The 25449-nt window shown below is 38.7% G+C and carries 21 protein-coding genes; 8 read left to right on the top strand and 13 right to left on the bottom strand.

Going from position 1 to position 25449, the window contains the following annotated elements:
• The first annotated feature begins 3 nt into the window (after positions 1-3).
• The 5 genes from B9Y84_RS16800 (at position 4) to B9Y84_RS16780 (ending at position 11398) form a co-directional block, all read left to right on the top strand.
• Positions 4-1506 carry a TolC family protein gene (locus tag B9Y84_RS16800; RefSeq protein WP_085518560.1) on the top strand — a complete coding sequence of 501 codons (1503 nt, stop codon included), beginning with the start codon at positions 4-6 and terminating at the stop codon, positions 1504-1506.
• Between the two features lie 83 nt (positions 1507-1589).
• On the top strand, positions 1590-2648 hold the full coding sequence (locus B9Y84_RS16795; RefSeq protein ID WP_085518559.1) for an efflux RND transporter periplasmic adaptor subunit: 1059 nt from the start codon (positions 1590-1592) through the stop codon (positions 2646-2648).
• A 52-nt stretch (positions 2649-2700) separates the two neighbouring features.
• The gene (locus tag B9Y84_RS16790; RefSeq protein WP_085518558.1) at positions 2701-5871 is read left to right on the top strand and encodes an efflux RND transporter permease subunit; all 3171 of its coding nucleotides are present in this window, start codon (positions 2701-2703) and stop codon (positions 5869-5871) included.
• Positions 5864-10582: an efflux RND transporter permease subunit gene (locus B9Y84_RS16785; RefSeq protein ID WP_085518557.1), complete on the top strand. Its 4719-nt coding sequence runs from the start codon at positions 5864-5866 to the stop codon at positions 10580-10582. The genes B9Y84_RS16790 and B9Y84_RS16785 overlap by 8 nt, the downstream gene beginning before the upstream one ends.
• Before the next feature lie 114 nt (positions 10583-10696).
• Positions 10697-11398, top strand: a complete 702-nt coding sequence (locus B9Y84_RS16780) for a cation-translocating P-type ATPase (RefSeq protein ID WP_085518556.1) — start codon at positions 10697-10699, stop codon at positions 11396-11398.
• A 62-nt stretch (positions 11399-11460) separates the two neighbouring features.
• On the opposite strand, the gene B9Y84_RS16775 is transcribed toward B9Y84_RS16780, so the two are convergent.
• The 6 genes from B9Y84_RS16775 to B9Y84_RS16750 all read right to left on the bottom strand — a co-directional run bounded on the left by B9Y84_RS16775 (position 11461) and on the right by B9Y84_RS16750 (position 16656).
• On the bottom strand, positions 11461-11820 hold the full coding sequence (locus tag B9Y84_RS16775) for a cupin domain-containing protein (RefSeq protein ID WP_085518555.1): 360 nt from the start codon (positions 11818-11820) through the stop codon (positions 11461-11463).
• A gap of 13 nt (positions 11821-11833) precedes the next feature.
• Positions 11834-12250 carry a VOC family protein gene (locus B9Y84_RS16770; RefSeq protein ID WP_085518554.1) on the bottom strand — a complete coding sequence of 139 codons (417 nt, stop codon included), beginning with the start codon at positions 12248-12250 and terminating at the stop codon, positions 11834-11836.
• A 281-nt stretch (positions 12251-12531) separates the two neighbouring features.
• Positions 12532-13869, bottom strand: a complete 1338-nt coding sequence (locus B9Y84_RS16765; RefSeq protein ID WP_085518553.1) for a S41 family peptidase — start codon at positions 13867-13869, stop codon at positions 12532-12534.
• 279 nt (positions 13870-14148) lie between these two features.
• Positions 14149-14793, bottom strand: a complete 645-nt coding sequence (locus B9Y84_RS16760) for a hypothetical protein (RefSeq protein ID WP_085518552.1) — start codon at positions 14791-14793, stop codon at positions 14149-14151.
• A complete protein-coding gene (locus B9Y84_RS16755) occupies positions 14777-15271 on the bottom strand; it encodes an RNA polymerase sigma factor (RefSeq protein ID WP_085518551.1) in 495 nt (164 codons plus the stop codon). Before B9Y84_RS16755 ends, B9Y84_RS16760 begins: the two co-directional genes overlap by 17 nt.
• Positions 15271-16656, bottom strand: coding sequence for an alpha/beta hydrolase family protein (locus B9Y84_RS16750; protein WP_085518550.1), 1386 nt, complete (start codon positions 16654-16656; stop codon positions 15271-15273). Before B9Y84_RS16750 ends, B9Y84_RS16755 begins: the two co-directional genes overlap by 1 nt.
• A 306-nt stretch (positions 16657-16962) precedes the next feature.
• Between B9Y84_RS16750 and B9Y84_RS16745 the strand changes: the two genes are divergently transcribed.
• Positions 16963-17313, top strand: a complete 351-nt coding sequence (locus tag B9Y84_RS16745; RefSeq protein WP_041650393.1) for a nuclear transport factor 2 family protein — start codon at positions 16963-16965, stop codon at positions 17311-17313.
• Positions 17314-17492: 179 nt separating this feature from the next.
• The gene (locus B9Y84_RS16740) at positions 17493-18653 is read left to right on the top strand and encodes a class I SAM-dependent methyltransferase (RefSeq protein ID WP_085518548.1); all 1161 of its coding nucleotides are present in this window, start codon (positions 17493-17495) and stop codon (positions 18651-18653) included.
• 120 nt (positions 18654-18773) lie between these two features.
• Here the strand turns inward: B9Y84_RS16740 and B9Y84_RS16735 are convergent, their stop codons facing one another.
• Entirely contained in the window at positions 18774-19211 is a 438-nt protein-coding gene (locus B9Y84_RS16735) for a GNAT family N-acetyltransferase (protein ID WP_085518547.1), read from the bottom strand.
• Positions 19208-20179: a PhoH family protein gene (locus tag B9Y84_RS16730; protein WP_085518546.1), complete on the bottom strand. Its 972-nt coding sequence runs from the start codon at positions 20177-20179 to the stop codon at positions 19208-19210. The genes B9Y84_RS16735 and B9Y84_RS16730 overlap by 4 nt, the downstream gene beginning before the upstream one ends.
• 92 nt (positions 20180-20271) lie before the next feature.
• On the opposite strand from B9Y84_RS16730, the gene B9Y84_RS16725 reads away from it, so the two are divergent.
• Entirely contained in the window at positions 20272-21051 is a 780-nt protein-coding gene (locus tag B9Y84_RS16725; RefSeq protein WP_085518545.1) for an SAM hydrolase/SAM-dependent halogenase family protein, read from the top strand.
• 60 nt (positions 21052-21111) lie between these two features.
• Here B9Y84_RS16725 and B9Y84_RS16720 read toward each other — a convergent pair whose 3' ends face one another.
• From B9Y84_RS16720 to B9Y84_RS16700, 5 genes are all read right to left on the bottom strand, one after another.
• Positions 21112-21471: a cupin domain-containing protein gene (locus tag B9Y84_RS16720; RefSeq protein WP_085518544.1), complete on the bottom strand. Its 360-nt coding sequence runs from the start codon at positions 21469-21471 to the stop codon at positions 21112-21114.
• A gap of 113 nt (positions 21472-21584) precedes the next feature.
• Positions 21585-22799 carry an acyloxyacyl hydrolase gene (locus B9Y84_RS16715; RefSeq protein ID WP_085518543.1) on the bottom strand — a complete coding sequence of 405 codons (1215 nt, stop codon included), beginning with the start codon at positions 22797-22799 and terminating at the stop codon, positions 21585-21587.
• A gap of 242 nt (positions 22800-23041) precedes the next feature.
• Positions 23042-24442: an alginate export family protein gene (locus B9Y84_RS16710; RefSeq protein ID WP_085518542.1), complete on the bottom strand. Its 1401-nt coding sequence runs from the start codon at positions 24440-24442 to the stop codon at positions 23042-23044.
• A gap of 5 nt (positions 24443-24447) precedes the next feature.
• Positions 24448-24894 carry a hypothetical protein gene (locus B9Y84_RS16705; RefSeq protein ID WP_085518541.1) on the bottom strand — a complete coding sequence of 149 codons (447 nt, stop codon included), beginning with the start codon at positions 24892-24894 and terminating at the stop codon, positions 24448-24450.
• A gap of 11 nt (positions 24895-24905) precedes the next feature.
• On the bottom strand, positions 24906-25448 hold the full coding sequence (locus tag B9Y84_RS16700; RefSeq protein ID WP_085518540.1) for an NADPH-dependent FMN reductase: 543 nt from the start codon (positions 25446-25448) through the stop codon (positions 24906-24908).
• Position 25449: the final 1 nt, after the last annotated feature.

Raw genomic sequence — 25449 nt, 5'->3', positions numbered from 1 at the left:
ACTATGAACAGAACTACAGAAAACTCAAGCAGAAAACCAATGAGAATCAGCCCATTAGTGCTGGTACTCATCATTTTGGGATGTAGCTTAATGTCTCAAAATTTAATGGGACAACAGACGCTCACACTCCAAGAGGCCATTAAAGTTGCTCAGCAAAAAAGCCCAAATATCAAGAAATCTAAATTAAATCTCTACGGGAATCAGCGTAGTCTGGATGCTCAACGTGCCTCCTTAAAATCAAGGTTTTCATTGGATGTCACGCCCTTCGACTATAATCGAAATCGTAATTTCAACGAACTATTTTCACAATGGAACACCAATGAAGATTATAATTCCTTTGCTAATTTTTCGGTAACTCAGCCCATCGTAGCGACTGACGGTAGCATCTCTTTGATCAACCAATTCGGCTATAGAGATAACTATTCTGAATTTCAAGATGTGAGAACAAAAACTTTTAGCAACAACCTATACCTACAGCTGGAGCAGCCCATTTTCACATATAACAGAACGAAGCTGCAACTGAAGGAATTAGAACTGAATCTTGAGAATGCTCAGATCAGTAATAGCATCCAACTACTTAGTTTGGAACAGGATGTAACCCGTTCTTTTTACAATTTCTATCAGCGTCAAAATAATTTAGAAATTGCTACGGATGAATATGAAAATCAAAAAGTCAGCTATGAAATCACCTTGAATAAAGTTGAAGCTGACCTTTTAGCGAAAGAGGAATTGTATCAAGCGGAATTGAACCTTGCTTCTTCCAAATCCACCCTAGAAAACAACGAAGTATTACTCAACAATGCCGCGGATGACTTTAAGCTCCTCCTCGGACTCAATTTAGATGAGGATATAGAAGTAGCGGTTGATATTGATTTCATTACTAGAAAGGTGGATTTGGCAAAAGCTATAGAGCATGGACTAGAGCACAGAATGGAGTTGAGACAGCGTGGAATGGCTATCGAAAGATCGCAATTTGAATTAACCCGAACCAAAGCATTAAATGAGTTTAAAGGATCTGTTGCTTTATCATTGGGCGTATTCGGTGATAACGAACAAGCGCCTGAAGTTTATGAACAGCCCAATTTGAACCCTCGAGTAGCCATCACTTTCAACATTCCGATATGGGATTGGGGTGAAAACAGAGCCAGAATGGATGCCGCCAATGCTAATCTGGAAATCAATCGGGTGGACCTACAGGTGGAAGAAAATAATATCATTATCGGCATTAGAAAAATTTACAGAAATCTGCAGAACCTGGAAAACCAAATCTCCATTGCGGAGCAAAATGTAAAAAATGCCAAACTTACCTATGACATTAACCTAGAGCGATACAAAAACGGTGATCTGACTAGTATCGATCTCAATAGATTTCAAAGCCAGCTTTCGGAGAAAAAAGGCGCACTGGCTGATGCATTGATCAATTACAGAATGGAATTACTGAATTTAAAGGTGCAGTCACTTTACGATTTTGAGAAAAACGAACCCGTAATGATTAACAGATACTAGTGATAGATTTTAAGTTTTAAATGAGCTCGAAAACCTATTACAAAACACTTACAACTTAGAAGTCAATATTTAACAATAACGATATGAAAAAGCTATTAAAAGGGTTCACGCCCCTACTAATAATGATTGTTTTATGGTCATGCAGTAACCAAGAGAATAATATTCAAACAGAAATAAAAATTCCGGTATCAGTTGAAACCATCAAGCCCAGAAGCATCTCCAGGTTTATCGAAACCACTGGTACGGTCTATTCTTCCAAAGAAGGAGAAATGAAATCCGAAATGAGTGGTCTTTATCGGCTTCAAAGAAATCCAGTTACAGGAAGACCCTTTGCGCTAGGTGATGTCGTGAAATCAGGTCAGGTGTTGGTCAGACTTGAAAATGAAGAGTTCGTCAACGGATTGCAAGTTGAGGGAAAAAAGCTCAACCTGGAGTTGGCCGACAATAATCTACAAAAGCAAAAATCTCTATATGACAAAGGTGGGGTTACCCAAACTGAACTAAAAAATGCCTCCATTTCATACGTAAACGCAAAGTACTCTTACGAAAATGCGGAAATTCAATTGGCCAAAATGGCGGTTAGAGTTCCGTTTGATGGTGTAATTGTAGAACTGCCTTATCACACCAATGGAATTAAAATCGATCAGGGTACAGCACTTTTCAAGGTGATGGAATACAACAATCTCTTGATGGATGTTAAGTTACCAGAAAAGCATTTACCGGAAGTGACGCTTGATCAATTAGTCCAAATCACCAATTACAATATGGGTAATGACACTATCAAAGGTAAGATTAGCCAGATTTCACCCATCATCGACCCGGAAACCCGAACATTCCAAAGTGTTTTGCAAATCAATAATGATAAGCATTCTCTTCGTCCGGGCATGTTTATTAAAGCGGCCATTCTTTCTGAGCAGCGTGATAGCACTATTGTGATTCCAAAAGAAACCGTGATTTCTAGACAAGATGCTAAAGTGGTTTTTATAGTGGAAAACGGTATTGCTACTGAAAAGCAAATCACAACCGGATTAGAAACCATGGATGACATTGAAGTGATTAGTGGACTCAAAATCAACGATAGATTGGTTGTGAGTGGATTTGAGACCTTGAGAAATAAATCGAAGGTAAGTGTATTACAATAAGCACTGATGAGTAGTCAGTTTGTAATGTTTTCAATATTTAACCCCAAGTGATTTGAAAAAGATAGTTTCATTGGCCGTTTCCTACCCCATTTCCATTCTGATGTTGGTGCTGGCCGTCATTTTATTAGGCACCATTTCATTTGGTAAATTACCAATTGAATTGTTCCCCGATCTGAAGAATCCCACTTTATTTGTGGAGCTTAAAGCGGGAATAAAACCTCCATCAGAAATTGAAAAGCAATTTGTAGAGTCTATAGAGTCGGTTGCCATCAGGCAAAATGGCGCGGTAGAAGTAAGTTCCATTAGCCAAACAGGTTATGGTCGTGTTACAGTTCAATACGACTGGGGCAAAGACATGGATGAGGCATTCCTGGACCTACAAAAGTCGCTCTCTAGCTTTTCTTTAGATGAGGAAATTGAAGAATTTGTAATCTCTCAGTTTGATCCAAATGCTACTCCCATTATGATCTTGGGCATCTACAATCCCAATTCTAATGATACGGAGGCCCTCAGAAAAGTGGCGGAAAATAACTTTAGAAATGAGATCATCCGTTTGCCAGGCATAGCTGAGGTTCGACTTTCAGGAGAGCAGGAAAAAGAAGTGGTTTTAGAAACAGATCCAAATCTACTCGCTTCTTACGGACTAACAGTAAACGATTTAGTAGCCAAAATTGAAAACTATAACCGCAATGTATCGGGTGGTTTTATTGAAGAACTAGGTCGAAAATATGTGATTAAAGGCCTTGGCATTATTGAAGACTCGGAAGATTTAGAGGAATTGGTAGTCGGATATACCAATCGTGAAAGCACAAGCAGCAATCCTAATTCCACTAATGTGAATGCTGAAATGGCACAATCAGCTACAAATCCTCAGACTTCCACTTCTGGTCAGGTTCCGGTTTTGTTGCGTGAAGTAGCCACTTTAAAAATCATGGATAAGGAAGCTAACAGCATTGTTAGAGTGAACCAACAAAGAAGTCTTGGGCTTTCAATCTTTAAGGAAACAAAATACAATACGGTGAATGCCGTAAATGAATTAACCGAAGTTCTGGATGAGTTGAAAAAATCTGTTCCGGGTTATGAGTTTGTCATCATTCAGAATCAAGGCAGATTTATACAAGGCGCTATCGATGAAGTAAAAGAATCAGGACTCTACGGGGCACTTTTCGCTGTAATCATCTTATTTGTTTTCCTTCGCAGAATAGGATCTACCCTTATCATCAGTGTCGCGATTCCAGTTTCTATTATCGCCACTTTCAATCTGATGTATTTTAACGGGCTTACCTTAAACGTGATGACCCTAGGTGGTCTGGCTTTAGGCGCTGGAATGTTGGTAGATAATGCTATTGTGGTAGTTGAAGCCATTTTCAGAAGACGGGAAGAAGGAATGAGTGTAATCGATGCAGCAATAAAAGGAACCAGTGATGTCAGTGGTGCCATTACCGCCTCCACACTGACCACTATTGTGGTTTTCTTGCCGATTGTTTACTTGCAAGGACCATCCGGTGAGTTGTTTAAAGATCAGGCCTGGACTGTGGCTTTCTCTTTAATTTCTTCTTTGGCTGTTGCCATCTTGGTTATCCCAATGCTCTTTTCTCAAATTTTCCGCAAGGATAATACCAAGCAAATGGAAAAGCCTCTGAAATATAAAGTCTACCGAGACTTCCTGAATAAGGTACTTCATTACAGAATTGCTTTTATTGTCTTATCCTTTTTGTTAGTCTTGGGTTCCTATCAATTAATTGAAATTATTGGCAGCGAATACATGCCACAGGCGGGCACCAAAGCGATTGCAGTTGATTTAAAATTAGCAAATGGAACACCACTTTCAAGGACTTCTTCTACTGTTGACCAAATTGAAGGTCAACTATCGATCTTGTTTGAAGAGCAGCTGGAGCATGTGTATTCTCATATCGGGCCTGAAAAAAGCCAGTCGGGGATTGATAATGAAAATGTATATGATGAGAATAAAGCCAGTTTAAAATTAATCTTCAAAGAGGATGTAGAATTGGACATTAATGAAGTCACTTCTGCCCTTTCTACTTATTTCGAAGGCATCCCAGGTCTTACTGCTAGTTTTAGCAATGATGAAAGCGCACTTAATGCAATTTTAGGTGAAGAGCAGATGCCATTGCTAGTAGAAGTAAGTGGTGCTGAATTCGAAGCACTTAGTGCACTTTCCGATTCAGTGATGGTGATATTGAACAGCAATGAAGACATTTATGAACCTGTTTCCAATCTGGAAGAAGGGGTTCCGCAGATCAAAGTAGATGTAGATAAATACAGAGCGGGCTTATTGAGCTTATCCATTGAAGATGTTATCGTCCAAATAAAGGATCAACTGGAAGGCAAGAAGGCTGGAAGCTTGGAACGAGGCGGGGAAATGCAGGATATCCTTGTGAAAGTCCCTAAAATCTCGCTGAACGGACTCGAAAATATGCGCATTAAAAGCAGCAGCAGAGAATTTCCATTGAGCGAAATTGCCGATATCAGTATACAATATGCTGCCAATTCCATTTACCGCAAAAATCAAAGCCGAATGGTAACCGTGGGTGCTAGAGTCAATCAAGACAAAGCATACAATCAAATTGTAAAATCAGTTGATGACGCTTTCGCAGAAATGTCCGTTCCTCCACAATACAAAATAAGTGTAGCCGGTCAGGAAGTAAAAAGACAGGAGTCGATGAATAACTTATTATTTTCACTGCTTCTTTCTGTGTTGTTGGTGTATATGGTTTTGGCTTCTCAGTTTGAGTCCCTTTTACATCCGTTCACGATATTGCTTACCATTCCATTAGCTTGTGTTGGAGCACTCGCCTCCTTTTGGATCCTCGGAATGTCATTAAATATGATGGCTTTTATTGGTATCATCATGCTAGCCGGAATAGCGGTTAATAATTCAATTATTCTGGTGGATAGCATTAATCGAAACAAAAGGAGCGGCATGGATTTAAGAGACTCCATACTGGATGCTGCACAAAGGAGATTCAGACCTATCATCATGACAAGTCTTACCACTATCCTTGCTTTGTTGCCTTTAACCATTGGTTTTGGGGAAAGCGCTGCGTTACGTGCCCCAATGGCTGTAGCGGTAATCGGTGGATTGCTTTCTTCCACTTTATTAACCCTCATTGTGATTCCATGCTTCTATGAAAGTATAGAAAATTTAATCAGCAAGATTAAAGGGACATCTAGCGCCAAAAAAGAAGCTTCCAATGGGTAAGAACGGACTATTACATACGATCATTAGAAGGAAAGTATTGGTTTCCATGCTCTTCATTGGCTTCACGGTGATGGGCTATATATCCTACAACAAATTACCAGTTGAGCTTTTCCCTAATGTGGAACTACCAGTATTGATTGTGCAGGTAGGGGCTACTTCAGAAGTGGATCCAAATTATATGGAACGAGAAGCTATTATTCCACTGGAAAGTGCCATCAGTACTATGGAAGGCATAGAAGAAATCACCGCCAATGCGGACAGTCAGCAAGGCATGATCTTTATCTCTTTCCGCCAAGGCGTGAATATAAAATATGCTTACTTAAAGCTGGAACAAAAGGTAAGTGCCATCAAATCTGAGCTTGGCTCTGAGTTTATAGTAAATATTGTAAAAATTGATACGGATCAGTTTACCAATGCTTTTATGGATTTGCAGGTGTTGGGAAGTGGCGGAGTAGATCGTGTTAGAAATGTCACTGATCAGTATATAACCGATCGACTCAATGACATTGACGGTATAGGAGGAGTAGAAGTATTTGGTGGTCGTCAAAAAACAATAGAGATCATCATGAATGATGAAATTTGTGAAGCTAACGGCATTACTCCCAACACCATAAGCAATGTACTCTCCCAAAACTCCAATAAAAGTGCTTTTGCAGGTCAGATAGAACGAAACGGACAGCAGATTTTTGTCAATATAACAGCTGAATTAAAGGATATCAAAAACATCCAGAATCTGGTAGTTTCGGAAAAAGGTCCCCTGCTGCTTAGCGATGTAGCCGAAGTATTCTTTGGGGTAAAAGAACAAACTTCCCTCAGTCGTATCAATGGTAAAGATGCGGTTTCTATTCGATTATCTAAAGGAACTCAAGCTAATCTCATTGCACTTTCTGATGCAACACTTGAAACTATTGATGGCATCAATCAAGATTTGGAATCAATGGGGGTAGAAATGGTAGTACAAAATAATCAAGCGGAGCTGATGACTAAAAACATTGACCAGATCAAAAATTTGGCAGTGACTGGTGGTCTTCTCGCTATATTTGTTTTATGGGTATTTCTCAGAAGATTAAAGTTTATTTTGAGCATTGCCTTAGCCATTCCTATTTCAGTCTATACTGCTTTCAACTTCTTTTATGCAGCTGGTATTTCCGTCAACAGCCTGACCCTAATTGGTATGGCTCTTGCCATCGGGATGCTTTTGGATAACAGTGTGGTGGTATTGGAGAACATCTACCGCCATGTAGTCAATAAAAAGAAAAAAGAAGATGCTGTGGTAGATGGCACCAAAGAAGTGATGCGATCAGTCATTGCAGCTACTTTAACCACCGTAACCGTTTTTCTTCCCTTTATATTTTCTTCCAATTTCCTGATTACGAAAATCGGAACACATATCGGAATTTCCATTATTTCAACCCTATTGGTTTCATTGGTAGTGGCACTGGTATTAATCCCGATGTTGGCACATGCTGCCATTAATAAAGATGATGAGGAAAAAGCTCCTTTGATAAAAAATGCTTCTATCCGCCAGCGTCTGATTCAGAAGTATATGGTGATTTTAAAATCATGCTTCAGAAAACCCTTGCTCACCGTCATTGGAGGTTTAGTATTATTCTTCGTAACTATTGGTCTAAGTTTTTTGGTGAGCATGTCAGGACCATCAGAAGTGAATGATTCGCAAATGAATTTATTTGTCACAATGCCGGAAGGCGCCACTCTGCCAACTACTGACATTAAAACCAGAAAATTGGAAGAGAAAGTGATGGAAATTCCAGTGGTGGATAAATTAATCAGTCAGGTTTCGGAAGGTGAAGCGGTGCTTACCGTAATGCTGGTTGAAGGATTTAAAGATTTAGATACCGTCTCAGTTAAAGATGTTCAAAACAAATTAAGAAGCATCAGCAACAACTTTGAAGATATGGATATTTCTTTGGATGAACCCCCTCGTGCTAGAGGCGGGCAAAGTGGAGTGGGCAGCTCAGCTTCTTCTGACTTTGAGCGCATGTTGGGAATTGGCTCTCCCTCAGAACGAATCATCGTCAAAGGTCAGGATTTTGAGCTGATGAAAATTATCGCCAGTGATATCAACAATTATGTCACGGGCTTACAATCCATCAAAAGAAGTAATGTAAATATTAGCCCAGAACGGCCTGAAGCACATATTTTGTTTAATCAAAAGCGCATGAGTGACAATAATATCACCCTGCAAAATGTGGCTATTGGATTGAATGATTTTCAACCATCCTTTGCTTCAGGCTCTAATTTTGTGAGCGGAGGTGAAGAATTCGAGATTACCATTCACACTCAAAACCAGGTTCGAAAAGCCAAAGAAATGAAAGACCTTCGAGAGATGCCGGTTACCAGCACCTCAGGAGTAGCGCATTCTCTAGACGACATTGGCTCGGTAATTTACTCCTCAGGAGAAAGTACCATTACCCGATTAAACCAGGAAAAAAGGATTGAAATCACTTATAGCTTTATTGATGAAGTATTAAAATCTGAATCCCTGCTTGAATCTTCCAGAATGGAGGTTGACCAGATCGTGCGCAGTGTAAATATTCCTAAAGGCATGGTCGTGGATGTGATCCATGATGAAGGAATGTATGATGAGCTATACTTCTTCATTTTTGCCGCCATAATGATCATTTTCATGATTCTGGCAGCTGTTTTTGAATCGCTATACCTACCACTGGTAATTATGTTTTCAATCCCGCTGGCAGGTATAGGTGCGTTCCTAGGTCTTACATTTACAGGTAATTCTTTACTTAATGCTAATACTTTAATTGGACTCATGATATTATTGGGTGTTGTAGTTAACAACGGCATTATATTAATTGATTATTCCCGAATTCTTAGAAGAAGAGGTTTCAATAAATATCGAGCCCTGATGATGAGCGGAATTTCTCGGATTAGGCCGATTCTCATTACTTCCATAACCACTTTTGTGGCCATGTTGCCCTTGGCAATGGGTGATGCTGAATATGTGACCAGCATAGGACAACCTTTTGCTGTCACCGTAATGGGCGGACTGGCTTTTGCTACCGTGCTTACCTTGATCTACATTCCTACCATGAGTGCAGGGCTTGAAAGCGTATTACACTGGTTTAGAAATCTTAAAACTAGTACGAAGCTGGTGCAAATCGTGCTTTTAATTGGATTTGCAGCTCTCATCTATTTCCAAATAGAAGGTGCATTATGGCAAATCATTTGGTTTTTGGCAGCCGTGATTTTAATTCCGGGAGGCACCTATTTCATCATGACTTCCTTACGACAAGCGAATGCCAAAATGGTAGCTTCTGATGAGGCCATGCATATTGAAATCCAAAGCCTGACCAAAATTTATGGAAGAGATAAGCGATGGATCAGAGAATGGAAAGGCAATAGGCGATTGTTTGAAAAACGTAATGAGGAACCGGTTACCGTCAAGGCAGTATTGCAAAATGCGATATGGCAAGGAGCATTAATCGCCTTCCTATTATATTTTATCTATTTCTTCCTGGACAAAGCGTTCTGGCAACTACTATTTATGATTTCGCTTCATGCCTTATTGCTATCTATTTTTAAGGAAGTAGCCCTGCTAGCGCAAAAGGGGAAAAGGTTAATACGATTCATCTATTCGCTATTGTACTGGGCCTTCCCTATCGTGAGTGCAGCCTATCTCTATAGCGATATCCAGACAAAAGGAGTTGGTGTCTTCCTGATTATTGTATGGTTTACAGGTTTGTTTTTGGCGCGAATAGCTAGAAAGCTTAAAGAAAAGCCTGTCATAATTGATGAGATTAAAGGGCGTTTTGCAAAAATCAGAAGACTGTATTACAAATTACTCTTGGCTATCCCTTTTGTAAAACCAAAGAAGTCACAATTCAAAGCCCTTAAGGGAGTTAGCCTGACGATTGAACAAGGCATGTTCGGACTTTTAGGGCCTAATGGTGCTGGTAAAACTACCCTAATGCGAATACTATGCGGAATTATGGATCAGAGTTATGGTAAAATCTGGATCAATGGACATGATACAAACATGAGAAGAGAAGAGCTTCAGGGGTTGATTGGCTACTTACCTCAAGCTTTTGGGACTTATGAAAATATGACGCCTTATGAATTTCTCGATTATCAGGCGATACTGCGTAAAATCAGCCAAAAAGATGTCCGAGAAGAAAGAGTGCAATATGTACTGAAAGCGGTGCATATGGATGAGCATCAGCATAAGAAAATTGGCTCTTTTTCCGGAGGAATGAAGCAGCGAATTGGGATTGCTCAAATTTTGCTTCACCTGCCTAAAATATTAGTGGTGGATGAACCTACTGCAGGTCTGGATCCCTTAGAAAGAATCCGATTCAGGAATCTTTTGGTAGAATTAAGTCGGGAACGAATTGTGGTTTTCTCTACGCATATCATAGAGGATATCGCTAGTAGCTGTAATAATTTGGCAGTACTTATTTCAGGAAATATTGAATATATCGGTAGTCCTACGACCATGGCAGAGCTAGCCAATGATAAGGTCTGGGAATTTCATCTTTCTCCTGAAGAATTTGAAAGTGAGAAGGAAAACTATCTGATTGTACATCACATGCGTGAAGGAGATCAGATTAGAGTGAAATGTTTGGCAGGCGCGCAACCAAGGGAAGATGCCGTTCAAGTTCGGGCCCAGCTGGAGGATGCTTATTTGTGGTTGATGAAGAGTAAAAGCCCCCAGGCCGCAAAGAAAGCCCCCTAGCCCCCAAAGGGGGAATACGCACAGAATAAGATCAGTGCGGCTATCCCCGCCAGCTGGCGGGGATAATAGGGGTGTTACCTTGCTTGCAAAAATGAAACATAAAATACCAAAAAAATGAAAAGCTATCTATTGCTACTATATAAACTAATCACCTACAATGTGAAGGTGATATTCGCAAACAAGTTCGTCTACTTTGTGGTGGCGTCCTTTTTGTTTTTTGCATTTATCATCACAATTGCCATTTTTGATGATCCTGATTTTAATGAGGCGGTTATGTACGGATTTCTGGTATTTCCTGGCTTGCTACTGATCTTTTACCCTATGGCCTATGGAATTCAGAATGATGATGATTCCAAGATGCTGGAGACCATTTTTGGTATCCCGAACTATCGGTATAAAGTATGGTTAGTTCGTTTTATATTGGCAGTTGGAGTGGCATTTGTTATCCTGCTGGTCCTAGGCAGCATTGCAAATTTCACACTTTATCGTTTTAATTTACTCCCAATGATGGGGCAAGTGCTGTTCCCTATCATGTTCCTGTCCTCATTAGCATTTATGCTATCTACCTTAATCAAAAATGGAAACGGAACTGCAATTGTGCTTGTAATTGTCTCCTTTATCTTTTTTGTGTTTTCGGAACCTCTAAGATTCAATGTATACAATGTCTTTCTTAACCCATTTTCAGAACCAAGAGAAATGAGCGAGTTCATCTGGCACAGCATTATTTTCAAAAACCGATTGTACTTGATAGTAGCCAGTGCATTGTGCTTACTTTATGGAATGTTTAATTTGCAGTTTCGGGAGAAGTTTGTTTAAATGAGATAGATTATTCTTTGGCTTATAACGGAGCAAAGATTTCTGTTGTTAAAAAGTTGATGCTAGATGCTATCCAAATCATTTTTGGTTAAGTCGCTTTTTGCATCTCCTGTATTTAAAGTAGAAGTGGGTTCAAAAAGCATCACCCAAACTTCTTCTTCAGCAACGGGTTTGTGTTCAACACCTCTGGGTACAACCAAGAATTCGTTTTCATTCACTTCCACTGTCCGATCTCGATATTCCATTTTAAAGCTACCTTTCACCACAAAAAAGAGTTCGTCCTCCTCATCGTGTTTATGCCAAACAAACTCCCCTTTCAGCTTCGCAAGTTTTACATGCTGCCCATTCAGTTCACCCACAATCTTTGGTGACCAATGATCTGAAAATAGAGAGAATTTCTGTTGAAGGTTTACTTTATCCATTTTGTATCATTTATTAAGTTGCTCGGTATTCACTTATTTCAAACAAATGACCATCCGGATCTCTAAAAAAGCATCTGGTTTCAGCACCATTTACTACAGGAGGTGTTATAAACTCAGCACCTCTGCCCTTTAAAATTTCATAAGACTTATTGCAATCTTGAACTCTGATTGTAAATGAGTGACTGACTGAATCTCTATTTATGGGTGAAACAAAATGAGTATTGGGTTTATCTGCTGTGGGTCCACCGGGAGTAACTAGCAAAATCCAATCCCCTAAAAATTTTAATACCAGAGAGTCTCCCCCGTATTCTCGAAAGATGTCAGCTCCCAATACATCTACATAAAAGGCCTTGGATTTAGCCATATTAGACACCACCAATATGGTGGTCAATTCCGAATTTTCAAACGGATTACTGTGATTCTCACTCATATTAAAAAATTTTCAAGTTCAAATACATCAAGCTAGAAGGAATTTATCCCTTTATAAAGTTAAGAAAATTAACGTAAGAAAGCTTTTGGCTTTCACAGTTAGAAAGGAATACCACCCGATCTAATACCTTACCGCTAGAAGTCACCATCATTGAAAACATAAGCATTTTATCTTAAAAAGCTGCCTTAGAATATAAAGATGGCTCTGTTTTATATGAAAATGTATGTACTATAGCAACAGAATAGGAGCCATAAAAAATTACCACAGCCGTACTAAAATCTTTATTTAGCATCCGCCAAAATCCAGTCTAGAATAGGATCTTTTCCATTCAGGTAATCTTCAAAACTTAATTTTATTTCTTTGTCAAGATGTAAATCTTTTGCTGCAACTCCGTAAAACGAGTTGACCCAGAAAGTTTTTCCAAATGTAAAACTATCGTCTTGCCAATCGTGCTCAGCACTAGCATCTGCTATTCTAATTTCTGAATTGGGCAGTCTGTACATATCTCTCTCGGCCCAAAACTTTAAATTGTCGCCCACTTCTTCTCCCACTACAACAATTTTATCGCCCGCGTAATACTTGATGCGGGCTGCGGTAACAAGTCCTGCGGAAAATGTCATATTGCTTGTGATCATATATATATTTTTATCGCTCTTAATGATTTTGGGAGGTTCCGTTGCCAGGTCAACAGGAATTATATAATTCCCACCAGTAAAGTATCTTAAATCGCAAACTACATCGTAGTCAGTTTTCGTTTTTAGCTCCTTGACAAATTCTTTGATTTGACCCTTAAAATCATCGGCCGTATCCCAATAACCATTTATGCTAAAGTAAGCTATCTGCTCAGAATCGTTAAACTCAAAGAAAACTCCCTCCCTCATGCGGTTGAGGTAAAGAGGTTTATTGCTACTTGCTTCTAAGATATGTTCCCAGTCAGAATCAGCTTCACTTGGATATAAGTCTGCCCAATTACCGTAATAAATATCTTTCAATTCCTTTGTTCTGAAAGTAGACACTAATGTGTCTTTCCCTTTCAGTAAAGTGAGTGTCATTTCATCAGGATTGGACAAACCAATTCCGTTCAAAGTCTCTGGACTGTTCAGATAATCGGTCATTTTAAATTCTTTCCACCGGTCGACTCCTGGTAAATACGGCTTGAGCTTTTTTTCGACTTCCTCAATATCAATTGAATTGATTTCTAAAATTTTTGAACCTAAGTACTCTTTTGAAGCACTGTCGGTTTTTATAATATGAAGACCATCGGAAAATCGATAGAAACGCAGTGGTATTTTATCCATAAAACCGAGCGGAATAAGCGTGTGCCCGTTATTAGCCATTGCTACGCATTTAGACAATTGCAAGATGATTTGAGGATCAGAGAGCGAATCAATCTTCGACTTTAAGCTGGATAATATTAACTTACAACTAGCTAAGGAATCATTAGGGAATGTTTCCGAACCAGTTAGATATTCATTCTGAAAATAGGTAATGTCTTCAAGCCATTTTTGATTTCGTGATTTTTCTGAACTGCTGTTTGCAGCATGATTATCAACGCATCCCTGCAGTAAAAATAAAAGTGTAAATATTAATCCGATTTTATTTAATGTGGTTAACTTCATAAGCTTAGATTTGATAGTGTTTTATTTATTTGACAAGGGTAAAAGTCGAACTTTTAACATTCATCTCTTATTTTTTATTACCGAAAGGAAGATTCTTGATGATGGAGTGTAGATTTCCAAGGATAGAGCGCTATTGATATTTAAAAATTAGGACCCCTTGTCAGAAAGCTAATAAGTTAAGAAAGCAGGAAAGATGAGGTCGATGAGAAAATAATTTCTAAAACATAAAAATAGCGATGAGCCCACACCCATCGCTATTATACCTTATTATAAAAAGCTCTATGCTCTTAGACTTTCCATCTCTTCAATAGTAGCGTCTAATTTATCGAAGATGCGCCCATACATAAGCCTCACATCAAAATTGTAAATCTGCTTAGAAAACAGCAGCATCAATACTGTTACCACAGCAGTGAAGACCCATGCCATAAGCGGAACATCTCCTATAAAAGTGACATCCGGAAATTTCTGTACTACTTCATTGACTAGCTCTTCCTGACTGGACCAGCTAGAAAAAATCATATTTATGACGATCAAAAAATAAATTGGGTACGTAAAACGGATCACACGACCATTTTTTAGTAAAACGGTATCCAACCATTCCTGAAATGACTTTAAATAATCGTAACTATTTTGTCCTGTTTCTACTGGTTCTATTTGCTCAATTTGTCTTTTACTGAACCATGCTGTTGCCAACATTAGGACAGATATTGCCAGCCCTTCCCATACAGCATCGAGTAGGAAATAAATAAGAGGTATAGCAATAGCCATCCCAATAATTAACCTCAGGTTGAACTTCAATCTACTTTTTATTTTATCCACAATGTGTTGTGATTTCTGCTCGTATAATCTGTTAATCTTCGGTAAATCTAAGGTGCCCTCTTCAAGGAAGCCTTCTTTCCATATATTTTCAATTGAATTTTTCATCTATAATTTTTTTAAGTCGTTCTTTTATTCTTTTTATTCGTACTCCAATATTATTTGGATTAGTACCTAAAATTTCTGCAATCTCCTGTTGCGGCTTTTCCTCTAAATAGAGGAGAATCACTGCTCTATCTACTTCCGATAAATGCTTGATGGCTGTGTATAATTGGTTAAGCGCTTCATTTTCAAAAGCCTTATTGCTTACTGTAACTGAATCTGGCAATACATCGGAGGTGAAATGAATGGTCTCGTTATTTTTCCTTTTCTTCAAGAGCGTTAGGCATACATTCAAGGATATCTTATAGATCCAGGTTGACCAGGCAGATTGCTCTTTAAAACCTTCTCTACTTCTCCAGATTTGTAGACAAACTTCCTGATAGTAGTCCTCAAAATCTTCCTGAGAATTGGTATACGCCCTGCAGATCTTGACAATGATGGCTGCATAAGGCACAATAGAAGAATGATAAAAATCGCTACTCATTAGTTCTGCTTATTGATCCAAGTTGAGACCGTTTCCAGTACTATAGGTTCCATGGTGGTCTCTATTGTAGCATATTCCTCCATTGCGCCCTTTTCACAGAGCTGGAAAAGGTGATTCATGCTGTCAAATTCTTTAATGGTCACTTCTTTATTCCCTCCTTTGTGCAAGGCTTTTTCTATTGCTGTAAGATTTTCCGCAGCTACCTGCACATCCTTTTCTCCGTTAAGTGCAAGCACTGGGCATGTCACTTTTGCCAAGGTCGGTCTTGGGTCATAGCTTATAAAATACCGCAACCAAGGTCTGGTCAACTGAGCTATCTGCTTTTCTTTATATTCTTCGGTGCTCATTCCTTCTATAACCACCTTATTCTTCTCCATCTGATGGCTAATGTAAACTTCAAGCTTATTTCTTAAAACTTCGATATCCTCCTCATTATTTTTTATTAGCTCAAATATACCTTTCATGATCGCTATTTCATTTTTGATATCTTGTTGGTTTGCATCTTGCAACTTCCCTAATAGCTCGATTTGCTGTATAGATATTTGCTCTCCGGGGACGCCAGGGCCTGCCAGTAACACCATGAAACTCGTTGGTACATCAGCGGCCACAATGGGCGCTATTAGGCCTCCTTCACTATGACCAATCAAACCAATCTTCTCCGGATCTATGTCTTTTCGACTCTGTAAGTACTTGATAGCCGCTTTAACATCGGTGGCAAAATCGGCACTTGTAGCCGCATTATGATCACCAGTAGATGCTCCAAAGCCTCGATCATCATAGCGTAAAACTGCAATGCCATTTCGCGTTAAATGATCTGCCAGCACCAGGAAGGGCTTATGGGTCATAAATTCCTCATCCCTGTTTTGTGGTCCTGAACCAGAAATCAGGATGGCTGTAGGAAAATTCTTTTTATTTTTTGGCAAACTCAGTGTCCCGGCCAGTGTCACTGTCCCTTCTTCACTTTTAAAGCTTACTTCCTCTGTATCATAAGGATAGGGTTTGGTCGGCTCTTGAGGTCTAACAAGCTCCTTCGCGGCTATAGGTTCAGTAGAGAGGTCGAGCTGGAAAGACTGGTTAGCCTGATAAAATTTTCCTTTGATCTTGCTATCCGAAAGTGCTCCTTTGTACTGTGCTCCAATATTGGCGATCTGCAAATGTAATTGACCGTCAATAAATGTTACCGAACTAACCGGCATACCAAAGGCTTTTTGTGCTGGGCTGTCCATTGTTGCAGAATAGTTGCCTTCTGTTTCCGTAATATGGAAAATAAGTGGAAGCTCCATACCCTGGACTTTTAAGAGACCATACCAGTCTCCACTAATTTGCTGTGCAGAGGCTAGAAATGGCACCACTAACACTAGAAATAATAATTTGATCCTTCTCATAATTTTATCTTTTTCTTTATTAGTGGCTGCTAAAAGATAATCTTACACCTAGACATTAATTTTTTAATTTGCTTCGCTCGTTTTTTTATTTAAAGAAGGACTTTAGTCTCTTAAAGAGCCTCATACTTCAATTTTTTTTCTATATAAACAGCAAGGTAATATGATATGTAACTGATTTTTCACTTTCGCCATCTGAGTCTGCAGGTTTAAGTATGGAAATACTTTCAAAATATTCTGATAAAATTCAAACCTTTTTGGTATTTCCATGTATATACATATATTGTATCGACATTAAATAAAAACATTATGACACTAAGAGAAAAAACACAAGACATTTACAACTTAATAGGCGAAGGAAAATTATTAGATGCATTTGATAAGTACTATGGCGAGAGTGTAGTAATCACTGAGCCAAGAGGAACCTGGAAAGGTAAAGCAGAGTGCAGAAAGCATGAAGAAGAGTTCTTAGGTATGATTAAAGAATTTCATGGAATGGAAGTAACAGCTATCACTTCTGATGAAGAAGCTGGAATTGTAATGCATGAGACTGCTATGGATGTTACCTTCCAAGACGGTAACAGAGTAAACATGGAACAAGTTGGTGTTCAAAAATGGGAAGATGGTAAAATCGTTCACGAAAGATTTTATTACCAATAGTATCACCCTTTCACAATGATTTCAAAAGCAGGCTGAAAGGCCTGCTTTTTTTATTCTCATTCGAAATTGTAAAGCGTGAAACGCTGCAAGGAACTAAGCTCTGCTAAAACTAGTTATCTGATCCTTTACCTAATTTCAGTGCGGTTTATTTACTAAGCTTCCTTAGATTTGCAGTTAATATGAATGAAACGCAACAATTTTTCCAGGAAATAGAAGATTCTATTAAGCAGGATTCCTTTGTCAAGCTTACCTTAAGTAAACCCATTCGAAAGTCGGAAGATTTAGAAAACGTTTACCTGCGTGAAGTGGAGCTTAAAAAAGAAAAAATGATTTCTTTCACCTATCGCTTCAAAACGAATGATCAAGTAAAAAACTATGCTTTTGAAGAAGCTATAAAGGAATTAGAGCACCTATTGCAGAATTCTTTCCGCATCGCTACTTTATTTACTCTGGAGAAAGATGTTGCCATTAGATTCAATAAAAAGGGTAAAGCTACTATTACAAATAATCCCCCTACCTTCAGCGATAAGCTTCCGGCACATCATGATAATCAGAAAGAAAAGCGCGCTTCTGATAGTGAGTATTTGTTCCATTTAGGAATAAAAGATAAGCAGGGAAAAATTATCCCTAAAATGGCCGACAAGTATAAGCAAATTAACAAATACTTAGAGATCATAGATGGTTTGCTTAAATCTACCCCTCTTCCTAAACAAATCAATATTGTAGACATGGGCTCGGGTAAAGGCTATTTAACCTTTGCACTTTATGATTTCTTGCGCAATACGCGGAATTTGGATGTACAAGTGACCGGGATAGAACTTAGAGAAGAGCTCGTAAGCTACTGCAATGAGGTTGCTACAAAATGTGGATATACTAATCTGTCGTTTGTTTCAGAACGGATAGAAAATTATAATAAGGAAAAAATTGACGTATTGATTGCGCTTCATGCTTGCGATACCGCTACGGACGATGCTATTTATAAAGGATTGATGTCCAATTCTTCACTGATTATATGTGCACCATGCTGTCATAAGCAAGTTCGCCAAAGTGCGAAAGGAATTCCTCAAGAGAACCCTATTCTTAAATATGGCATTTTTCAAGAGCGTCAGTTTGAGATGGTAACTGATACTATACGCGCGCTGCTATTGGAAAAAAACCAATATAACACCAAAGTATTCGAATTCATCTCTAATGAACATACAAGAAAAAATGTGATGTTAGTAGGGACGAAGGCCAGTAAAAGACCTAAAATAGAAGCAATTGATGCTAAAATAGCCAGCCTAAAAAAGGATTATGGAGTTGCTGAGCATTATTTAGAGGCTCGATTAGATCAGGATTAAAATAAAGAAGCTTCTCCTCTTACCATTTTCATAAAAGCAATCCAAAGTTGATTTTTCACCTTTCGGTTACAAATCAGACTAACCACCGTCTTTTTATGTTTCAGTAGTAAGCAGCGGAGTTTACATCATCTTTTCCATGTGATAGTGCATAATGTTGCATTCCTCGAATTGATCGCCAATTTTTTGAAATCCGAATCGATCATACAAATTTACAGCAGTAAGTTGCGCATGCATATACATTTTCTTACCCCTTGATTCAGGATTAAGCGCAATATTATCAATCACTTCCTTCACTAAGGCCTGCCCTACTCCCTTACCTCTATGAGATTTCAAAACAGCAAATCGCTCTAATTTCATTCCATTCTGCGTAAATCTCCAGCGTGCTGTACCACAAGGCACCCCTTCTTCATCTACAGCAATAAAATGTGTGGCAACTTCTTCAAACTCATCATATTCCTCCTCAGGAGCCACTTTTTGTTCTTTAACAAATACCTCTTCTCTAATAGCAAATATCTGTTTCAGTTCGTCTTGGGTTTCAACTACTTTTACTGTAATCATTTGTCCTTTTTTTCGATCAATGCATCATTCTTATCGTAGGCCTCAATAATATGTTTAACTAATCTATGTCTTACCACATCTTCTGCCTTCAAATGTACTATACCAATTCCTTTAATATCCTTGAGGATCTGAGTAGATTCGATTAATCCAGATTTTTGCCTCTTCGGCAGATCAACCTGACTCATGTCGCCTGTAATAATCGCTTTAGAATGAGGCCCCATACGTGTCAGGAACATCTTGATTTGCATGGGGGTAGTATTTTGCGCTTCATCCAACAAAATAAAAGCATTATGCAAAGTCCTTCCGCGCATGTAAGCTAATGGAGCAATTTCTATAACACGATTTTCTTGGTAGTACTTTAGTTTCTCTGCCGGCACCATATCGTCTAATGCATCATAAATCGGACGTAAATAAGGATCAATTTTTTCTTTCAAATCGCCTGGCAAAAAGCCTAAATTTTCACCTGCCTCTACAGCCGGTCGCGTAATGATAATTTTTCTGACTTCTTTATTTTTCAAAGCCTGTACTGCCATAGCAACAGACACATAAGTTTTACCCGTTCCTGCCGGACCAATCGCAAAGACAAGATCGTTTCTTCTCACTGCTTCCACCAATTTTATTTGATTAGGTGTTTTCGCTTTTATGGCATAACCCTTAGTGCCAAAAACCAAGGTTTCATCTGCGTTAACGTCCAGCTTCTTCTGGCTCTCTTCATGCTCTTCATTCAAATAGGTTTTCACACTTTCTTCGGTGATTTTGCCAAATTTATGATAGTGCGTAACCAGTGAATGCACAATTTGATTGATACGGATAATTTCCGGAGTGCTTCCTTGTATTCTTATTTCGTTTCCTCGTGAGATAATTTTAGATTTAGGAAAAGCGGACGAGAGCTCGTTGATATTGCGGTTCTCTACGCCTAAAAAATCCACAAGGGATACATTTTCTAAAGTAATAACTTTTTCTACCAAATGATTTTCTTATTTATGATGTCTCAATGTGTTAGTACTGAAATTTATGTAGTTTTGTTTTTAACAAATTTAACAATAATTCAATTTTTTGTATGCCTTTGATCACTTTTCTATCAGATTTCGGTTGGCGCGACCATTATGTGGCAGCGGTGAAAGCCAAAATACTGAGCGAAGATATTAGTCTTCAAGTGGTTGACATCTCCCATAACATTACTAAGCACGATATCATTCATGCAGCATATGTTTTAAAGTCCGTTTATAAAGATTTCCCAGAAGGTAGCGTGCATTTAGTGGCTGTGAATTCCTGTTCTGAACCAGATGAAGCTATGATTGCCATTGAAGTTAAAAAACATTTTTTTCTGGCCAGTAATAATGGTTTGCTAAGCCTACTCAGAGAAAAGAACCCTGATAAAATAGTTAAAATCAATTCGGAAGGCATAGTTGGAAATTTTTCGACAAAAGACGTTTTGGCTCCTGCAGCCGTAAAAATCCTGAAAGCTGGTAATTTAGATGAGATCGGGGAAGAGCTAAGCGCTGAATCATTTAAAAGATTTATTACTCCAAAAGTGAAAGCTACGCGGGAGATTATTCAAGGACATGTAGTCCATATAGATGACTACGGAAATCTAATAACAGATATTCTTAAGTACGATTATGACATCTTAAGCAAAGGAAAAAGCGTACAGATCAAGTTTAGAAATTACTCCTTAACAGGAGTTCAACAGCACTATTACGAGAGCCAAGGTGGCGAAGCTTTTGCCATTTTTAATGATCAGGGTGTTTTAGAAATAGGGATTAAGCAAGGAAATGCAGCAGAACTACTCGGCATGGAGTACAACAGCATGGTGAGCGTTAAGTTCGAAGATTATTAGGATAGTCCGCGTCCAAAAAACCACTAGTAGGCCCGCCTCTTAATACAGTCATCAATGGCTTTATAGCCGATCCAGATCTTTCTTGGTCATTGCATTTTCAGTATTTCCTGTATTTAAAGTAGAGGCAGGTTCAAACAACATCACCCAGACTTCCTCTTCTGCTACGGGCTTGTGCTCTACTCCTTTTGGGACTATCAAAAATTCGTTTTCACGAACCTCCACAGTCCGGTCTCGGTATTCCATTTTAAAGCTTCCTTTTACCACATAAAAGAGTTCGTCTTCTTGCTCATGCTTATGCCAAACAAATTCTCCTTTAAGTTTAGCAAGTTTTACATGTTGCCCGTTTAATTCTCCCACAATTTTGGGTGACCACTGTTCTGAAAACAAAGAGAATTTTTGATTGAGATTTACTTTATCCATTACTAATTAAAATTTTCAATTGCTGCAATTTGCTATTATTCTTTAACTCGACCTATTCTTACGTTTAATTCAAAAGTTGTAAGAATCTATGCTTTAGAGTTGAAGGAGCTTATTTACTTCGATTCCTTCCTGTTCTGAAAAGTATAAGCCAGTCGAAAGTCTATAAACTCTGCCACATGCCGATGTGCCAATAGATTAATTCCTGTACTCAAATATCGATTTAATCGGTACTGAATGCCCCAACGGTGAAAAATACGATCATAATAAGGCGTTTGGTCAAATATATACAGACCAAGGCGCTGACTAAATTGAAACCTACCCAGCAAAAATTCATGCCCCAATAGTAAGCCAGATTTCACCGGACTTGCTTCAAAACCATCTCTGCTAAGCTGATCTTGAAGTTTCTCATCAAAGTAAACTTCTGTTCCGATTGTAAGCATACTTAAGCTACCCACTTGCCTAGCTGCCTGAAAAGCTAAACCACCAACAAAAAACCTCTGGCGCTCACCAGCTGCATTATACCCCCTACTCAATGTGCCCAATACTGCAAAATCATAGCGAGCGGAGTAATTTTTCCAAAACTTTTCTTTGGTCCGAACTCCCTTATACAGAGGACGAGGAATCGGTTGATAACTTACTCCAATACCTGCAGTAGGCCAATTAATACCTTTATTCGGCTGACGCATACCTCCATTAGAAATATGTTGATAGTTTATGGACGGGTTCAACCACCAATTATCCGACAATTTTATCCATACTCCCACACCCACCAGCAAATAGATACTTATTGGAGTACTGTAAGATTGGTTTCCAGGGTTAAGGATACTATCATATGGATTGCTTAAATACGAAAGACCAGCAGCAGCTTTCACTGAGAATAGCACAGTCTTACTAATCCCATAAGTAGGTTCCAACAAATAAGCTGCAGTCGCACTCTTGCCTAACAAATCAACATCATAATCATAGTAGGACAGCAATAAACCTTGGCGAGGATTACAATGACAAAGAGCAAAACTGGCTGAATCGATGCGCTGCCAGCTGAATATAGTTTCGATACCTGTTGGTCTTGCCCCACTTGTATTTTGCACATCTACAGAGTGGGGAAAAATAAAACCATGTTGAGCGCCAACACCAATGGAAAAAAGTGACTTATTACTAGTTGAGCTTTCACTTGTTACCGTTGATGCTGTCTGAGCATAAGCAGCATTCGCCAAGCATGAAGCAAAAATCATCAATAACAACAACCTGAAATCCATCCACTTTACTACAAAGCTGTTGAAAGCACAGGCAATCAAATTACCGATATAAAAGTAAAATACAATTAGCATCTGACCCTTAATTTCAAATATATGGCACTAGAAGCTTCTCTAGCTTATTTAAATTAAAACCCTCTATTACAAGAATTACATATTCATAAATTCATATGATGATAGCTCAGGCTATCTCTTAAGAAATCAGTTCCTAATAAAATTCAAAAACTGATGTAACGCCCTAGACCTTTAACTTTCAATCTTCTATGAAGTTAGTAAAAACTAAAGGATTTGTTTCTAGCTGGTTATCCTTAGTAATCTTAAAATCGAAAATTGAAGGTAGGAGCTATATAAAAAGTGTTCTCAGCGGGTCCTGAAGCTTCAATAAAATTACCGGCGATAAAATAGGTCGTTCTCAGGTCGAAAGAGGTATTACGATTGAGTTGGTAGCTCATCATCAGTCCAAAAGTGTCGCCAATATTTCGATCAGACTGTCCGCTGCCTTCTCGGATTAGAAATCTGGGAGGAGCATACAATCCGTCATTAAGGGAAGTTCGGTAGAAAAAAGCATAATCGATAAAAACCGTCATTTTATCAAAAATAAAAGTGATATTAGGGTGAAGGCTAGTTAAGTTAGCTGGTGTATTTAAACCAGCCAGGCTATAAATAGCAGGATTTACAAAAAGTGGGTTAAAGGTTTGAATATAATCATCTCCCTGCTCTCGATCACCTGAAGAGATGTCAAGCTTAAGCCCTAAAAGTGTCCCTATTTTAGTTCTCAATTTATATTTCCAATCGGTCTCCACATTGAAGGCCGTGATCCTACTCCCTTCCAAATCTCCAAATTGGTAAATCACTTCCGTATTATACATCCACCGCTTTCCAGCATTTCCAAAACTTCTCACGCCAAGGCTATGCCTATTTTCTTTTCCTACTACATCATTCAATTTCGTACGATCCGATTGAAAACCGATATAGTACACATCAAATGAATGTTTTTCTGCCAATGGAAGTCTCGCTCCTAAACTCCAAACGATCGGATCAGCACGACTAGAATTAAATAAATCAAAACAGTTATCGAAGGCCTCGAAATTTGGTTTTACATAGGTCCCATAAAAAGCGAGAATTTGAATATCATTAAGTAGCGCTCTAAACTTTGCCAAGTCAAAGCTCTGCCGAATGTTTGGACCTTCTCTTAAACCAATGAGTCGACTTCCACCTAAATCCATTTCTTGTCGTCCAAACCTAAAAGAAAGACTGTTCCTTTCTTTTAGCGGAAGTTTAATTTCCACAAATGCTTGATGCCAGTCTGCTACATCGGATTGTAGCATTATTTCTCCCGCACTGGTGGCTCCATGATAGAGTTCGCCAAAAACCCTAAAATATTTCCCCAAAGTGAGGTTTGCATTCAAGGCAAGACGCTGCGAAAAATAGCTTTGATTTTCGCTTGTATAATTTACGTTACTAAAATGTTCAAATCTTGGCCTGTATTGACCACCTACGGATAGAAAAACATTCTTTTTTCGGCTGATGGGCATCCACTTTAAGGATTTTAGCAATAGCCGAGCTGAATCTCTCCCCTCAAGAAAAGAATAGTTTTCTTCTGCGCGCATTTGCTTAATTGGAGGAACATCAGCAGCTGATCTTTCCTCTTGAGCATAGAGCGTTGGCAAACAGCCTATCGAAAAAATACACCCCAGCAGAATAATAAATTTCATCATTGCTTTTAGGATTTCTTCGCTTTGAAATAGCCGTAGAAACTTGTCAAAATAGCAGCACTTGATATCAAGGTCATGATGGTACCTGGTACGAAGTTGACAAATCCTCCTAAGTCGAGGAATAGAAAATAACCAAGATCTGCCAGCCCCCCTGTAAGTGCAGCTAAAAAGATGGCGTTCTTATTTCCTTTCCAAATGAAAAAAGCACAGATGAAGGTAATAAGCCCTATCCAAAATAAATTAAACCCGTGTTGTCCAATTACTGCTCCTGCCGCTTCGGGGTAATCCATTGTGAGACTTGAGGGATCCACAGCATCGGCAATACCACTAATAGAGGCACTTATTTCATCAGTGAGAATACCTTTCATAGTCATTATACCAGCGAAGATGTGTACAAAGCCCCAAAGGATCCAAAGTACTGCGCTTGTTTTGAATAAAAAGTTTAATTTTTTCATAGTTAATTGATTTAGAGTTTATTTATAAAAGATTGAAATTGATTTAATTGTACTTGGAATTCAGCCTGTGCTTCAGGATCTACTATTTTATCATCTTTAAAAAAATGATTGAATGAGGGCAGACTAAAGCTCGAAATGATTTTTGCTCCGAAATGAGGGAACAGAAATTTCGAAACCTTCATTACATTTGATTCCGGACGCCTACTCGGGCTCGTAGCTAAAAGAAACATAGGTGTATCATTCCAAATGTTCTGAGTTCCCAGTCTAGACATCCAATCCCATAGATTTTTAAATGCTGCAGTATGTAAACCATTATGTTCGGCTAAAGACACTATTACTCCATCAGCATTCTGAATATATTTTGAAAAAGACTGAGCATTTGCTGGAATACCAGCTGTCTTTTCAATGACAGGACTATAAATCGGAAGCTCAAAATCGTTCAAATCTAGCACGGTAACCTCTACATTTTTTAGTTGATTAGCCGCAAAAATTGCCAGCCTTTTATTGATGGAGGCTGGGCTATTAGAAGCTCCAAAAGCAAGTATCTTCTGCATT

It is taken from the genome of Marivirga sericea (assembly GCF_900177665.1).
Lineage (GTDB): Bacteria > Bacteroidota > Bacteroidia > Cytophagales > Cyclobacteriaceae > Marivirga > Marivirga sericea.
The sequence above is the reverse complement of the archived record's forward strand: the minus strand, read 5'-3'. Positions and strand labels throughout refer to the sequence as shown.

Excerpts from the sequence above, each read along its gene's own strand:
- B9Y84_RS16800 (WP_085518560.1), top strand. The coding sequence starts at position 4 with ATGAACAGAACTACAGAAAACTCAAGCAGAAAACCAATGAGAATCAGC.
- B9Y84_RS16795 (WP_085518559.1), top strand. The coding sequence starts at position 1,590 with ATGAAAAAGCTATTAAAAGGGTTCACGCCCCTACTAATAATGATTGTT.
- B9Y84_RS16785 (WP_085518557.1), top strand. The coding sequence starts at position 5,864 with ATGGGTAAGAACGGACTATTACATACGATCATTAGAAGGAAAGTATTG.
- B9Y84_RS16780 (WP_085518556.1), top strand. The coding sequence starts at position 10,697 with ATGAAAAGCTATCTATTGCTACTATATAAACTAATCACCTACAATGTG.
- B9Y84_RS16775 (WP_085518555.1), bottom strand. The coding sequence starts at position 11,820 with ATGGATAAAGTAAACCTTCAACAGAAATTCTCTCTATTTTCAGATCAT.
- B9Y84_RS16770 (WP_085518554.1), bottom strand. The coding sequence starts at position 12,250 with ATGAGTGAGAATCACAGTAATCCGTTTGAAAATTCGGAATTGACCACC.
- B9Y84_RS16765 (WP_085518553.1), bottom strand. The coding sequence starts at position 13,869 with ATGAAGTTAACCACATTAAATAAAATCGGATTAATATTTACACTTTTA.
- B9Y84_RS16760 (WP_085518552.1), bottom strand. The coding sequence starts at position 14,793 with ATGAAAAATTCAATTGAAAATATATGGAAAGAAGGCTTCCTTGAAGAG.
- B9Y84_RS16755 (WP_085518551.1), bottom strand. The coding sequence starts at position 15,271 with ATGAGTAGCGATTTTTATCATTCTTCTATTGTGCCTTATGCAGCCATC.
- B9Y84_RS16750 (WP_085518550.1), bottom strand. The coding sequence starts at position 16,656 with ATGAGAAGGATCAAATTATTATTTCTAGTGTTAGTGGTGCCATTTCTA.
- B9Y84_RS16745 (WP_041650393.1), top strand. The coding sequence starts at position 16,963 with ATGACACTAAGAGAAAAAACACAAGACATTTACAACTTAATAGGCGAA.
- B9Y84_RS16740 (WP_085518548.1), top strand. The coding sequence starts at position 17,493 with ATGAATGAAACGCAACAATTTTTCCAGGAAATAGAAGATTCTATTAAG.
- B9Y84_RS16735 (WP_085518547.1), bottom strand. The coding sequence starts at position 19,211 with ATGATTACAGTAAAAGTAGTTGAAACCCAAGACGAACTGAAACAGATA.
- B9Y84_RS16725 (WP_085518545.1), top strand. The coding sequence starts at position 20,272 with ATGCCTTTGATCACTTTTCTATCAGATTTCGGTTGGCGCGACCATTAT.
- B9Y84_RS16720 (WP_085518544.1), bottom strand. The coding sequence starts at position 21,471 with ATGGATAAAGTAAATCTCAATCAAAAATTCTCTTTGTTTTCAGAACAG.
- B9Y84_RS16715 (WP_085518543.1), bottom strand. The coding sequence starts at position 22,799 with ATGCTAATTGTATTTTACTTTTATATCGGTAATTTGATTGCCTGTGCT.
- B9Y84_RS16710 (WP_085518542.1), bottom strand. The coding sequence starts at position 24,442 with ATGATGAAATTTATTATTCTGCTGGGGTGTATTTTTTCGATAGGCTGT.
- B9Y84_RS16705 (WP_085518541.1), bottom strand. The coding sequence starts at position 24,894 with ATGAAAAAATTAAACTTTTTATTCAAAACAAGCGCAGTACTTTGGATC.
- B9Y84_RS16700 (WP_085518540.1), bottom strand. The coding sequence starts at position 25,448 with ATGCAGAAGATACTTGCTTTTGGAGCTTCTAATAGCCCAGCCTCCATC.